This window comes from Photorhabdus stackebrandtii (assembly GCF_011189495.1).
Classification (GTDB): Bacteria; Pseudomonadota; Gammaproteobacteria; order Enterobacterales; family Enterobacteriaceae; genus Photorhabdus; species Photorhabdus khanii.
The window spans coordinates 1-13,631 of the sequence record NZ_PUJV01000028.1 but is presented as its reverse complement, the minus strand read 5'-3'; the positions used below and the strand labels follow the sequence as shown (position 1 = coordinate 13,631).

Sequence of the window (13,631 nt, the reverse complement as noted above, 5' to 3'; positions counted from 1 at the left end):
GTTAAGTGGTTCCTCCGTAAAGTTTTAGATAAATGGAATACACTTTGCGGGCGTAGATCATTCGCCTACTACCGTTATTATCAGCAAACCCCGCGTTGTAGGAACCTAAACATTCCCAATTAACTCCGCATTTTTTAAGATGTTTGGCCAATATCCAAGCCCCAATCTGGACATTGAGGCAGGTATTATTGAGCAAATCCTGTTCATCACGAATGATGCCAAGTGTTTGTAGCTGAGGTATATGTAATTCATTGATTTGCATCAGTCCGTAATCACGACTGGTGATACGACCTGTTTTGTCACGATTTTTTCCAATAGCCTGGGGGTTAAGATTACTTTCCACGGTGGCCATTGAACGCAGTAATAGAGGGTCTACTTTGTAGCGTGCTCCGGCTTCGTTAAAACAAAATGCTTTAGCATGTGTTGATATAAATAACAGTAGCATTCCTATGAACACGATGAGTGTCAGGAACCGTTGTAAAGCACATAGCATGGTAACGTGCTCCGACGAAATGAGGCCGATAGCAGAATAACTATCGGCGATGTGGTTTAGGTATTACTGGTGAATATCAGTGTATTTTGACCAACAGAACCATTATCTGGGGTGCATTGAGCACCAATAGCATTTGCGGCAACTGGGCCGTTAGTGGTCTTTCCGTTCACTTGAGTGGTTACAATGGAAGGTGCAGCACTTAATTTAGTTGCAAGAGTGATACAGGCCTCCTGAGGAACAGACGCGTAGGTCAAAGAAAAGCTGGATTTCTGGCCGCCGGTTGATGTCACTGGTTGGACAGTGACAGCTCCTCCCCACAAATTTTGTAATTTGGCTGTGCCAGATGATTTGGTTCCCACAATAGTCATATTAGCGGGAGCGCCGCCGAACTGAATGATGGCTCCCGTCATTGCATCAGCAGAGTTAAAATTGTATATCCCTGATGTTTTTGTCATTGCGCGGGTATTATTTAATAATTCAGCTGCATTGTTGTACTCGGTGCTGGCGTCATTACGATTAAATAATCCCCCCCCTTGTGTGACAGCGACAGCTAATACAACCAGAGCCAAAACGATATAGATGGACGCTTCAAGAAGCGTGATTGCACCTTTATTTATGGCACGACGAGATGAACTAATAGATAGTTTCATATTATTTTATTTCCTTTATATGCAGAGATGAGATTGTTGGGCTAGTGATTTCCAACGAGGTTATTGAGATCTTGAGTTGCTAAAAGAATTAGAATCATGTAGCCAGCATTAGTACCTAATGCGATATTAGAGAGTAATTTGGCTGTTTTTTTGATTTTGGAAACAGTCTGTTTAAGCCAAACTCGTGCAAAATTCTCAATAATGTTTTCGGCGTTATCACCGTCGGTAAGTAATGCTAATTTATCGATAGCGCGTGGTGAAGGGAATCCAAAACCTGCATTTCGTAATGCTATTCCGAGATGATCACCCTGACTAACTTGATTTTGAGTGGCAGCTAGACGCTCGAATAACCACGGTGGGGCATGATTACTTAATATATCTATGGCGTCTTGAGTCGTTACTTGTGCCCGCATCAGAGCACTAAAATTCAGTAAAAATCCTACACCCAATACATCCCGATAGACACTCCATGGCATAATCCGATCAAGGACGTGCTTACGCACCTTGCCTGTTAAGTTAGGCATTGACCAAGCAACAAAGCCGGCAATTAATAGTATTAATACACCAAGTAAGAGGGCATTATTAACGAAAAACTCAGAGATTGTGTTTAACCACCATAATGCTCCTCCCCAATTCTCTTTACTTGATAACGTCTCTAGGCGCGGTAAGAAATAGACCGTCACCATTTTCATCATGGCGAATGTTGTTCCCAATAATAACATTGGGTAAGCAAGCGTGGACATAAGAGCAGATTTCATATCATCCATGCCTTGAACGACTGTGATCGCGCGATAGAGGGCAGCCGCAAGGTTACCATCTTGTGCGCCGGCACTCAGAATAGCGGCCTCTTGTCTGGGGATCCATTCGGATAGTCCTTGGTCAACAGATTTGCCTCGGCTAATTGCAGAAAGAGCATCTTCTAAACAAAAAACAACGGGAGGTCGTTTTTCTCCATAACTGAGGATCATTGCATTTAGTGCTTTTTCTACGGGCAAGTTATTCTCTAGAAGAAATGCAAGATCTTCATAAAGAGTTAAACGGTCAGTGGTGGAGAATGTTTTTTGAGCCAACCATCGACTTAATCGATCATTAACATTGTTAATTGAGAACTTATCAAACTGTTTCCTTATACCAGACAGAAGATCCCTTAACGCTGAAAAATCAAATTTCATACTTCCTCCTTTGGTAGCAAGGTCAGGTTGTCTTCATCCAATGGGCTTATGTAATCAGCGTTGATAGGATCAACTAAACCAGAGTGGAGATATTTCCGCAAATGTTGACCTCGAGTGATACCACCAAGCTCATGTACCCAGTAACTGCGTGCAGCGAGTTTACCTTTGGTTCGGTAAATGCTCATAAACTTAGCATCAGGGCGAATGATTTCAGCTATAACCTTACGCCCTGTAACGCCTTTGTGGCAGTGTTCGCATCCTGACGGATTGTGAAAGAACAGCTTTTCTGTATGACAAAATCTCTCTAAGAGAGCCTTTTTTTCAGGTCCCAAAGCTTCTTTGACGTTTTGCCAGGATTTTTTGCAACTAGGACAAAGTAGTTGTACTAAGCGTTGTGAAATTAGGCCAATCATCACCTGTGGATCAGCAATTTGTCCTATTGGAATATCCAATGTATCTGTCAATCTATCTAAAATACCTACGGAGTCGTTAGCATGTAGAGTCGTCAGTACAAGATGGCCTGATTTAGCTGCTGCCAATCCTGATTGCACCGAATGAGAATCCCGAATTTCACCAACAATCATTGCATCAGGGTCTAGTCGTAATGATGCTGATATAGATCTAACCCAAGCTCGACTGACAGTCTCAGGATTATTTTTGTCGGCAATAATAGGTGTCTGGACAGCACCACGAATAAGACCTTCTGGGGGATCTTCTAACGTTAATAAACGCTTGCGATGGTTAGTGAAACTAAGATAGATTTCACTGAATGTTCGTAGAGATGTGCTTTTACCTGATCCTGTCGGCCCAGAAAGAATGATCACGCCTTCTGGTGTCGAAAGCATTCGGCGAATTAGGGGTTGTTGTTCTGGTAAAAAACCGAGTTCATCAAGTGTTGGAGGTGCTTTCCCTTCATCAGGTAGCAAACGCATGACCACATAAAGCCCGAATTCTGCAGGAGTATGTGCATAGCGGGCACCAAATAATTTTGCGGCTTGAAGAAATTCTTTACGTATACGAGCATCTTGTGGTCGGTTCGCATTGAAACTTTTTTCCGCAACATCACACATGGACATCACAATTGTTGATGCTAATGTTCTACCGTCCTCTACATCCAACTTATCAATTGTTTCTAGGTCACCATGGATGCGGAATTGCACTAAGGTGATATTATTTATACCAATCAGAAAATGGATATCACTGGCCCTTAGCTCCTTAGCCTTTCGAAAGTATTCAATAACTTTCGCCTGTGGGTTAGAGGCTTTTTCGTGCTTTATTGGTTGGCTTTGTTGAATTTCTTTTAATTTATCAAGTTGAACTAGCTCGATTCGTAAGTTTGGATAATTATTGCATTGTTCCGCGAGTATTGATTGTAACCGGGGGTTACCTCGATGGCTCTCTGATACGTAGATTATAGGTTGCTCCACATTAGACTTATCTATGTAAAAGTGCTCCCCACTGTATCCAATGGACATTAATTGTTACCCCGCAAAAGAGAGAGAGGTCAATGACCTATTAGGTGCTGTTATTATGACTTCGTTGATGCTAATACGCTGAACAACATAGTCAGTACCCGGTATTCGGCTTCCCGTTCGGATGGTGACTTGATTGCCGCTGCTCAAAGTAAGTAATGCTGTGAAATCTTTCCCCCTGCCAGTAATTTCGATCACTTGTGGTAGTGCTGTGTCTTGAGCTGCACCCTTAATATCAGCTTGATTACTGTCTTGAACCGGCGGAACAGGATTGAAGGGAAGATCAAATGAGCGGTCATAACCATTTTTTTGTAGCTCGTTTAAAGCCTTGGCTCGAGCTAATTGAGCTTCATAAAGAACTGTCTCAGCCTGAATGGATTCAAGCTGTCCCAAGTTTAAGGCGCGTCCTGTTTCTGCTCGGTTGAATGTTGTTAAAGTTTGGGTTGATGTAGTTACGGGGGATTCTGTGGGCTCATCGATAATTGTTGATGAAGATGGTAGCTCAGTGACAGGGACTGCAGTCACTGTGGGTGTTATCAACACTATACTTAAGAGCCAGGTTTTAAGGTTCTGCATACAGAACTCCTTCGATGTTGTATTCCAATCGGTTGTTTTTAAGCAACGTCCTTATTCTCATTGCTCGAATCCCATTGCTATTAAAACGAGAAGGAGCAAACAATCGATCAGGCGGGATATCAGTGATAAATTCAAAATTGTAGGTGCGAAACTGAAACTGCAAATTACTGGTCTCATCTTGGGTTAGATGAGTTGTAATGTTATTTTCGCTTAGCCTTAGTTGTGCGTTAATACGTTGCGCATAGCTGGTTAGATTTTGTATCTGTTGATCTCCGAGTAATAAGGGTTCTGGGTGTACCAGAGGAACAAGGGTAAATGGGAGGGTGAATGAAGCTGAATTTGCCCCACCAAGTATGTTGAAAGTTGGTTTTATTTCGTCATAGAACAAAGGCAAACGGGCAGCAAAATCACCTATTGTACCTCCATTTGGCAATGAATAATTCAGTGTGGTATTTCCTGAATTATCACAGCTGCTTGAGTTGAAAATCCATCCAGCTATAGATATAGGGGCTTTTTTCCAAACTTTGCTACAGGCTTCCATCATGTCGGGAAATGAAGGAAGCGAGTTCCATGGTTTCAGATTGTCAGCTATTTCCTGTTGGTTTTCTTTACTTGCCTGCTGTGCTAATAGAGCAGCTTGAGCTGCTTCAATTCGCATCTGTGATTGATGAGTTTGCCAGGTGTTATTAGCTAAGTATCCCCCACATAAAATGATGGCTGTACTCCCCAAAATCCACAATGGTTGCTGGTTATGTGTTTTATAAAGACGAGCCCGACGAAGATTGACCTTATTGGTGAGCAGAGGGAGTAATTCTAGTTCTTCTGTTGGAATATCGTTGAAGAAGTTAGCAGGCGCATATATTTCCCATCCATTCTTGGGCGTTGGGGTTACTTGTAGAAATGTTTTTACTGTTGTTAGAATCGAGCTTTTGTCACCGACTACATCACCAAATGGAGAGAGTATTTTATCAATGACTGCGATAAACCAATATTGTTCATCAGAAAGCCGAAAAACAGCATAGCAATCTTGTGGCAAAGCTGGGAGAACCGTGAGAGCCATTGATGCAAGAATATGGCTACTTCGTTTTATTGCTTGTGTATCAGAGACATTCACTGTACCCAATAGTGTTCCTTGTGCTTGGCCATCTCCTGCGGTTAGTGCTGACCAATAATTAGCTTTCTTTTCTTTAGCGCGTAGGCGCATGTTCCTCCGTCCGCGTATAGATAAATACTGCCATTGTAGACCAGAAATCAACCAAGCGTTGTCTGTTTGTAACAGGTAATATTTGGGAATGGTTTTTTGAGTCATGTTTTATCCCAAAATAACTGGTGTAATAAGGATGACCAGCATTGTTTTGTTGTTTTCACCTTTGGTACCACCGCCAAGCCCGAAGAAGCGGAAACTCCCTACCCCTTGGCGATTAGCTGTATTGCTCAGTGACTGGTAACCGCTCAACACTAATGTTTGACCTGATTGCATGATGACGCGTTGAGTAAAAGTTTTGAGACGAGTTCTCATCAGTTCTACCGAAGTTTTTTCACTGGTAAACGTTCGCATCGTGGGATCATCAGACATGTTGATGGCAAATTGCAGTTGCATTTTTGATGAATCAGGCATCAAGAATGGCAATACTGTCATGTTAAATCCAGTTGTAATGGTTGATTTGGTAATGCTGCTGGATGAGCCAACGTTGGCTGTGTTCTCAGTTGTAACGTTTGAGGCATAGTCTTGTTGTAACGCAACTTGAATAGGTACTGCTGACAAGTTTGTGGTCATGCTTGAGGCTTCAGTCATTACGCTGACGTTGGCTTGTTCTGAAAGTGCTTTAATAAATGCTTTTGAGCCTGCACCTTTACCGTCCAGAATTGAGATTCCTCCATTTAAAGCACCAGAGGCGGCCCCAGTAAAAGCATTGCTCAAGGACATCCCGACACTGCTAGTATTAAATATAGCTTTCCAATCTATACCTAACTGATCTTGTTGGCGTTTTTCCACGCTATATACTTGGACGTTTAAAACAACTTGTCGGTTTAATTGTTTATTGCGGTCATCCAAATAACGGCCAATTTGTTCAAGTACCCTAGGTGTGTCTGTGACTACAAGTACTCCAGCGGACATATTCATTCGGCCAACACGTGGTGTTAACATCGATTTGATCGTGTTGGTGACATCTTCATATAGACTGGATTTAATTTCCATCTCTGTAGATTGAGAAGTATTTGAATCACCACTTAGCCCACTGTTGCTACCATCACCGGTGGCTCCTAGTGATGATGTTGTACCGCTGACAGTCTTAGAACCAAAGGCTGCTTTACTGTCCATGAAATTTACCGGGAATGTGCGTGTATCTAGGTAAAAAATAGCAATTCGGCCTTGTTCATAACGCCAAGATAAACCAAGTCGAGTTGTTACATTGTCTAACATTCCCCCCAACTCACCTTGCCAGAATAGACTACGAAGAGTGGAGGAATTGGGTGTAGCCTGTACAGGTTGAGGAGTTTCTCCACCCATTATCGAGAGGGGCAACATGCCATTTTGGTCAGGAGCTGGTATTGGACCACTAATTCGTTCAGTTTTACCACCGTTTTGCGGTGCAAGCATGGCTATTGCATCAGGTGTCACTATCACTGATAGACGACATTGTTTGCTAATAAAGGCACTGACATCAGCCAAGGTAATGTTGCCTGGACGATTGATTGCCACAGTGCAAGGCGGGAGTGGTGTATTGCTGTCAGATTGTGCATTTATAGGATAAGGATTAATCCACTGTGTGGTCAGGTTACGAACGACTGAGCTGTTTTTTATGGTCTGTAAATTTTTGTCAGCTTGTTTTTCGTCTGACATTATTTTGTTATCAATTTTGTCGATACGCTCTAATGGCGCACAACCGGACAACAGCAGACACAGAGCTGCCGCTATCCCTGTCAAGGGAAGTCGATTTTTCATATGAGTCTCTTGGATAAGAATGAAGTAGGGGGGTAAGACACGGAGTCAGTTGAGGTATACTAAACTACCGTCGGCAATGCTAGCAGGGACAGTGACTTGCATATCATTACCCGAGCTGTTGATTAAGCGGCGACCAATGACCTTGCCAACTAATGCTGAATTATGTGTTTGGACCTGTAAAGCTGACATTAAACCTGGCTGGTTGTCTTGATACACGAATACACGATTGGCTTGTAAAATATTATGTAATCCTGGGACAGTTATCCAACCGAGAGTACTATCAGGAATAGCCCCTTCAGTTTGTGCGGGGTTTTTGTAACGCCAATCGTTGATTTCATTGATGTAACGTACAGTTTGGATTGCACGTTGGTTAAGATTGCTCTCTTGTCGTTGGGTCTCTATCGGAATACTGCTAGAGATGTCCCCTATAACAAGAAAACCAATAAAGAATGACAACAACCAGTAGAACATTAATGGATCTCCTTATCATCCACGCTAAGCACACATTGCTCACTGCGAGCACCTGCATATAGTGGAACTTTAGCCGTACCATATAATGTGAACAGGCTGTTGAGTGCGTCACGGTAGTTACCTTCAAATTGGAGAGGAGCATCAATACGATAGTTGACTGGTGTCATCCATACTACTGTCCAATTGTTTATGCCCGATGTGGCACATTTTTCACTGGCAGACCAATTGAATATCGTATCTTTTAAAGTATTACCTGCTTCGATACGCCATACTTTTTTATGGATGATAGGCTTAGGCATGATGATGGTTGCTGTTGTCTTTTTTATGCCAGAAACTGCCTGAGTAGATTTCTGATCAAATGAATCACGATTTGTTACTTGTACTTCTACTTTTGATGTAGCTGTCGCTAATATAGATGGTGTTGGAATATCCTTCCCTGATGGTGATTCTGTTATGCCCCCAAAACTAGAGGGTTTGGATATCGACACGCGCTGATTAGTCCAGTCTATCGTGGCAATCAATCCTTCTTTCAGCATTAGCTGATTGAGTACATAAGGCCATTGAACGTTACTTTTCCATTGTAATGGCAATGACCTGAGTACTTCTGGTTTGAGATCTTGCCCATAAGTTTGTTGCCATTGTACAGGGAGTATCTGCGTAACAGCTTGGCGAAGCGTTTGAGATTTACCTGTGCTAGCTGGCATTAGTAGGCTCGGATGTTTACCAATATAACGAATAGCCTGTAATTCAAAGGCTGGTTGTTGTACCAATGAAGAAGAACCTGATGTATGCGAAGGGTTTTTTGTCTTTTGATTGACTGGTAAAACAATTGATGAAGGTTTGTTAAGTTTCACGCGGCTGACTTGAGCGAGTTCTGCATGTGCCTGTTTTATTATTGGCAACTGATCCTGAATTAGAGTCGTGACAAACTTTTGCGCAGGAACAGTGGAAGGAGTTTGAACTGTTATAGCACATCCACTCAACATTACCGGCGCTAAGGCGACGGAGATGAATTTTTTCATTTGTTTTTTTTTCTACTTATAGGGTGCCGACCGCGTCGGGATGTATTGGCACTATCAAGTATTTTCTGGGCCAGCACAGTGCTGTCTATAGTTGGTAATAATCCGATTACAGCTTCGAGTACATTACGGCAAGAAACAGGGCGGTTCAGAATAAGTGTTAAATTAACGGCTTGTTCGTTAAGAAGTTGGTTATGTTTAGCACTCAAGGAATAGTTCTTTGACTGTGATTGTCGTTGAATCATTAAAATCACCTCGGTTACGCAGTTGCGTAAGTATTAAAATACTTCCCAGAGAATTGGGAGGCTATTATGGAGTCAGTGTTTAGAGGGTTACTGGAAAGTGGGATATTTGCATGAGTGACGTACTGCCACTTTGATTCGATTTAACTTGCTCACTAGAAATAGAGTAATACTGAATTTTGTATTTTATAAATAGGTAATCTTTCTTGACCGTCAACGTAATGCCTCTGCAAATGCGAAAAACATCGCACTGCGAGTTACTCCATTATTTTCTTCAACTAGAGATTGGATTTGCATTCTCTGTTGATTGTTCAATGGTCTTATATTTTTTCCCCAACTACGCTTACCAGGATGCTTAGCGCTAAATGCTTGAACACAAACAGGTAACTGCATAATTTCATCCACGACGGAATCACGGATAGGGGTTATTTCACCAGCGAAACGAACCAAATGGCTTATTCCAGGGCAGAGTTCAATTTTTGAAGTGTGATGTACCTCAGTATCAAAGAAAATAAAGAGATAGCCTGGGAAAAGTTGTTCCATTACTTGTCTGAATTGTCCTGGCCTATCCGGTCGTGGGCGACAACTGCGGATTATAGGGCTGAATGCCATTATATTCATCCTTTCCAAAGTTATCTGGGCCTTGAATACGTTGTCTTTACCAGCTTTATGGCAAGCGAGATACCAGCGTTCCATGATGTTCCCCGATGATGAATTGATGAACTACAGAAGAATAATAAAGCGCAGTATGGTAGGTAAGCTCCGCCAAAATCGTACCCAAGGGATACAACTGGAAAATACTTAATGTAGGGGAGATAAATATAAGTTTCCCCTTAATGATGACTGCGCTTTAGCCTGGATTGCACCCGACAATTGAATAAAAAATCCCCAATATATAGTCCACCTAGCGGAAAAATATCAGGTGCAGTCCAGGCTAGAGCAATTAGACACTGTCTTCATGGGTAGAAATTGAAGTATTTACTATCCGAGTCAACATGTGTTTATATGTCTAGAATATTATTTTTAATTTAATGTGTTGTAAAATAGTTTATTTCGATTATATATTCTGTAAAAATTATGTAAAACAGTGATAAAAATCTGTTTAAGGCAATTTGAAAATTTAAAGATCTTTAAAAAAGAACTTTTACAGATCAATTTATCGTTAAAAGTAAAAATACAGAATAATTAACTTATGTTAATTCTGGTTTGTTTGGTTGTTTTGTATGCTATTTTAACCTGAGATTTGCTTAAGAAGGGAACTAACTGTCTGAAGTACGAGTAAAGTCTTTGCTAAAGAAAACAAAACCGTGCAGATCCTCAAGCATGTCTAATTTAGAAGAATTTTACTGCTACGTCGATGACTTTTACCAAAAGTTTATTCCTCTCTGGTATCAGTAAGTAACAAAAGGGTAACTCAGACCACTGAAGCAGGCGGAAGAAGCAGATGAATGGCCTTTATAGCGTAGTTGCGGATGGGTGTACCAATGGAGAAATTAATTTCTGGAAAAATGATCTTGTTTTTTGTTGACAAAATATCCAGATACATTTTATCATCAATCCGATTAAAGCGAGCCGCATAAATTTTAGACGTGAGCGGATCGGTTGCTCCTGCTTATGGGCGTATACGTAGGATCAGCTTAAAAGGATAATTCGGCATGGTGCCGAGTCAATGGCGTAACAAATCGTCCCGCTAAACTAAACAACCCGAAGAACCTCGGTTTATGCCGGGTTTTTTTGTTTGGCTCGCCAAAACTCTCATTTACTTGGTTCCAAAATTAAGGAATTGATTTAAGGATATTATATATAGACGCAAAAAAGCCCGACTGGTGAGATTGGGCTTTTTTTATGTTCTAGCACAGAATTTGTGCTTTGGCATCAAATAGAACGGACTTCATCCAACGTAGACATAATATGCTTATGTCAATAACAATGCAAATTTCTCTACGTTATGGTTATTCCGGCTGCTCACCGATACCTGTAGATAAATCCCATTCTGTTAACTTTTCTAGTTATGATTAACCCCTATATAGATTTTTAAAATATGTGCAGAATTAAGGATCTATCATATCATACAGGCAATTTTGTTTTTGTAGATAAGAGGCAATGGAGGTTATGTCATGTCGGAATCGAACAAAACTAAAAAAATGCGTGAATATAGGAAGGGTAATCCCCTTACACAAAATGAACATAACATTAAGTATAAACAGAAAAAGTTAGCCAGTCATGAGAAAGAGCTGAGGGTTTTTATCCCCCAAGAACTTAAAGAAGAATTGGTCATTTTTTGCAAAAAAGAAGGTTTCTCACAGTCTGCTTATCTGACAATGTTACTTGAGCAAGCTAGAAAAAGTTGGAAGTAGATTGTTGATCATCTTTGTTTGAAGTGTTAGATTCTTACCAGCTTGATAGGCATAGCCGGAAGTGTGTCAGCATGAGCTATAGCCGACTAAAAGGAAAACCCCGCAATCTGTTTCAACTTGCCGGATGTCACAGAGTACGGGGCTACTAGAACTACTAGAAATTGCTTTGTACAGAGAGTATAAATTCATGTCTAATAGAATGCAATACCCTATGACCGGCTTAAGTGAAGGTCGGGGTGGATAATCTAGAGCAACAGCATAAAAGAACGAAAATTCATCGTCACTATGTCCCTAAATACAGCGGGGGCTTGCCAAAAATAGTTACTGTCCGGCGTTTTGCAGGTGCATTAAATGTGCATGATTGGAATCGTAATCCCTTTATGTATCAATTGCGTTGCAAGCGTAGTCAGCGTGTTTCAATTCGTTCTGAACGAAGAGAAACGTTCTCTGAATTAGCATTAGCAATGATCGCTTATGCTGATTACAACCCCAACAATGAATATCTCTTTGAAGTCATGTGTTCAGTGGAAAAACTTGCTGAACTGTGTGGTCAGCTATACCGTTATGAGAATGGCCGGAAAAGTTATGATCCTATTCTTCATGCATTACACGATTGGCAGGGGGCTAATTTAATAATAATTAAGGAAGAGTTTGATCCTGAAGCGAAGCAATATAAAGCAATGCGTATCTGGATTCGTCCTGAGTTTTTCATCGGACTTGGTTTTTCTATCGCTGAAATTAGAGATATGTTGAATAAATTTAAGCGTTGGATGGAAAAAAATGGATTACGTGACTCTTATCAACGTCGTTATGCCCAACATATTTTACGGTTAGCCAAATCAAATGTTGCATCTATCGATAATAGTCATTCATTAAAAAACCTATTGAAGAAGATTAAACGCCTGGTTGTTGGTGAAGATGAGGCCATGAAGAATGAAAAAAAACACGCAATAAAAGCTATTAAACACCGACAAGAGCTTATTGATGCGACTAGCCCGATGCCAGATCAGAATCAAGTATACTGGCAGCAATATGAAAACTGGAAACAAAAGCAACCTATTGCCTGGATAATGGCATTTGAAAAAGATATCCAGAGCCGTTTCCCAGGGCTTTCTAACGATGAATTATTACACTGCTATGTAGAACATCTACCTGACAAATAACCTGTCTAATTAACATAAACCGCCTTTACTGGCGGTTCTCTTGCTGTCTGAAATCAATATTTGATTGTTTTTTATACTTCCCCCACATAGGGAAAACACTAAAATAACGGTTATTTAAGTGACAAGCATTGGCTAAGATTAAATTATAGTCAATTAAATTAGAATAGTTTAAAAATAAAACTGTTAACTTCGAACTATATAAAGAAGATCATATTAAATTCGATCTTTATTTCTGAACTAAACGACCCTTAAAAAAGGGAGTTAGCAGGTGATTAAACCTCCCACCTGCTACCAATAAAAAATAAAAAATGACTTCGCTTACAAGCAGCTTCGCTGCTGTCGCTCAGAAAGGAGATGTAATAAATATCTACAATAAACAAGGAAATAACTAATCGATTTTCAGTCATATTGGGGGTCCACGCACATTTCCTCCAAAAGTCCCACCATCTGTATGTATCACATTGAATTTAATTAAGAAAGTTGTTCATTTTTAGCATCGCTTTTCATTTTCCGTTTTAAACGAAAGTATGTCACCCATGAGATGCCTGTTTTGTCTATATTGCTTCAACGTCCTTTCGTCTCCGACCATCCAACATCTCCATTGCTGTCATATCGTGCCATTTAGTTCGCTTCGCTCACAGCTTAACAGGGCGAGGGGGTATTGAGGCTCTCTATTTCGCTCTCAGTCGCATTACTTAATAAAGACAAGTAATGCTCCGCTTCGGGGCGTATCAACTCCTAATACTCTCTGAAACTTTCTTTCGCCCCTTACAGGCGAATTTACTTTAATGCTCACTTTAACTATCTTTCGCCTATGAAAAATTTGGGGAACAATTTTCATACAGAGCATAAAAAATCTATGGTTCCCCTCGTTTTTGCAACACTCATTTTTGATGAATTTTTGGCTTGCTTAAATCTATCCGGCGTCACTGTAGGCAAGGAGCCTGCGCCTCGATGAGTTCCGCGCCTGATGAACCTTAAAACCTTGTCGGCTTGAAAGAGCCATTTTTTATGTTAGGTTTCTCATCAGGCCGGTAGGCCGTTCATGTCATCAATAATCAGTCTTCGC

12 protein-coding genes are annotated in these 13,631 nt (G+C 40.9%); 2 read left to right on the top strand and 10 right to left on the bottom strand.

The window, feature by feature from the left end:
• Nucleotide 1: 1 nt before the first annotated feature.
• The 10 genes from C5470_RS17930 to C5470_RS17885 form a co-directional block, all read right to left on the bottom strand.
• Nucleotides 2–445, bottom strand: a complete 444-nt coding sequence (locus C5470_RS17930; protein WP_239002560.1) for a lytic transglycosylase domain-containing protein — start codon at nt 443–445, stop codon at nt 2–4.
• A gap of 104 nt (nt 446–549) precedes the next feature.
• Nucleotides 550–1,143: a type 4 pilus major pilin gene (locus C5470_RS17925; RefSeq protein WP_152963817.1), complete on the bottom strand. Its 594-nt coding sequence runs from the start codon at nt 1,141–1,143 to the stop codon at nt 550–552.
• 41 nt (nt 1,144–1,184) lie between these two features.
• A complete protein-coding gene (locus C5470_RS17920) occupies nt 1,185–2,315 on the bottom strand; it encodes a type II secretion system F family protein (protein ID WP_166291048.1) in 1,131 nt (376 codons plus the stop codon).
• On the bottom strand, nt 2,312–3,790 hold the full coding sequence (locus tag C5470_RS17915; protein WP_152963815.1) for a GspE/PulE family protein: 1,479 nt from the start codon (nt 3,788–3,790) through the stop codon (nt 2,312–2,314). The genes C5470_RS17920 and C5470_RS17915 overlap by 4 nt, the downstream gene beginning before the upstream one ends.
• A gap of 6 nt (nt 3,791–3,796) precedes the next feature.
• A complete protein-coding gene (pilP, locus tag C5470_RS17910; RefSeq protein ID WP_152963814.1) occupies nt 3,797–4,363 on the bottom strand; it encodes a type IV pilus biogenesis protein PilP in 567 nt (188 codons plus the stop codon).
• On the bottom strand, nt 4,350–5,672 hold the full coding sequence (pilO2, locus tag C5470_RS17905; protein ID WP_152963813.1) for a type 4b pilus protein PilO2: 1,323 nt from the start codon (nt 5,670–5,672) through the stop codon (nt 4,350–4,352). Before pilO2 ends, pilP begins: the two co-directional genes overlap by 14 nt.
• 3 nt (nt 5,673–5,675) lie before the next feature.
• Nucleotides 5,676–7,310, bottom strand: coding sequence for a PilN family type IVB pilus formation outer membrane protein (gene pilN / locus C5470_RS17900; RefSeq protein WP_152963812.1), 1,635 nt, complete (start codon nt 7,308–7,310; stop codon nt 5,676–5,678).
• Nucleotides 7,311–7,355: 45 nt separating this feature from the next.
• The gene (gene pilM, locus C5470_RS17895) at nt 7,356–7,781 is read right to left on the bottom strand and encodes a type IV pilus biogenesis protein PilM (RefSeq protein ID WP_152963811.1); all 426 of its coding nucleotides are present in this window, start codon (nt 7,779–7,781) and stop codon (nt 7,356–7,358) included.
• Nucleotides 7,781–8,803 carry a toxin co-regulated pilus biosynthesis Q family protein gene (locus C5470_RS17890; RefSeq protein ID WP_152963810.1) on the bottom strand — a complete coding sequence of 341 codons (1,023 nt, stop codon included), beginning with the start codon at nt 8,801–8,803 and terminating at the stop codon, nt 7,781–7,783. The genes pilM and C5470_RS17890 overlap by 1 nt, the downstream gene beginning before the upstream one ends.
• A 452-nt stretch (nt 8,804–9,255) precedes the next feature.
• Nucleotides 9,256–9,738, bottom strand: a complete 483-nt coding sequence (locus C5470_RS17885) for a transcription termination/antitermination NusG family protein (protein WP_152963809.1) — start codon at nt 9,736–9,738, stop codon at nt 9,256–9,258.
• 1,421 nt (nt 9,739–11,159) lie between these two features.
• Here C5470_RS17885 and C5470_RS17880 point away from each other — a divergent pair.
• Both C5470_RS17880 and C5470_RS17875 read left to right on the top strand, forming a co-directional pair.
• Nucleotides 11,160–11,399, top strand: a complete 240-nt coding sequence (locus C5470_RS17880) for a RepB family protein (RefSeq protein ID WP_152963808.1) — start codon at nt 11,160–11,162, stop codon at nt 11,397–11,399.
• Nucleotides 11,400–11,635: 236 nt separating this feature from the next.
• Nucleotides 11,636–12,562, top strand: coding sequence for a hypothetical protein (locus tag C5470_RS17875; protein ID WP_239002559.1), 927 nt, complete (start codon nt 11,636–11,638; stop codon nt 12,560–12,562).
• Nucleotides 12,563–13,631: the final 1,069 nt, after the last annotated feature.

Bases quoted from the DNA above. Each gene is read 5' to 3' on its own strand.
- C5470_RS17930 (WP_239002560.1), bottom strand. From the start codon at position 445: ATGCTACTGTTATTTATATCAACACATGCTAAAGCATTTTGTTTTAAC.
- C5470_RS17925 (WP_152963817.1), bottom strand. From the start codon at position 1,143: ATGAAACTATCTATTAGTTCATCTCGTCGTGCCATAAATAAAGGTGCA.
- C5470_RS17920 (WP_166291048.1), bottom strand. From the start codon at position 2,315: ATGAAATTTGATTTTTCAGCGTTAAGGGATCTTCTGTCTGGTATAAGG.
- C5470_RS17915 (WP_152963815.1), bottom strand. From the start codon at position 3,790: ATGTCCATTGGATACAGTGGGGAGCACTTTTACATAGATAAGTCTAAT.
- pilP (WP_152963814.1), bottom strand. From the start codon at position 4,363: ATGCAGAACCTTAAAACCTGGCTCTTAAGTATAGTGTTGATAACACCC.
- pilO2 (WP_152963813.1), bottom strand. From the start codon at position 5,672: ATGACTCAAAAAACCATTCCCAAATATTACCTGTTACAAACAGACAAC.
- pilN (WP_152963812.1), bottom strand. From the start codon at position 7,310: ATGAAAAATCGACTTCCCTTGACAGGGATAGCGGCAGCTCTGTGTCTG.
- pilM (WP_152963811.1), bottom strand. From the start codon at position 7,781: ATGTTCTACTGGTTGTTGTCATTCTTTATTGGTTTTCTTGTTATAGGG.
- C5470_RS17890 (WP_152963810.1), bottom strand. From the start codon at position 8,803: ATGAAAAAATTCATCTCCGTCGCCTTAGCGCCGGTAATGTTGAGTGGA.
- C5470_RS17885 (WP_152963809.1), bottom strand. From the start codon at position 9,738: ATGGAACGCTGGTATCTCGCTTGCCATAAAGCTGGTAAAGACAACGTA.
- C5470_RS17880 (WP_152963808.1), top strand. From the start codon at position 11,160: ATGTCGGAATCGAACAAAACTAAAAAAATGCGTGAATATAGGAAGGGT.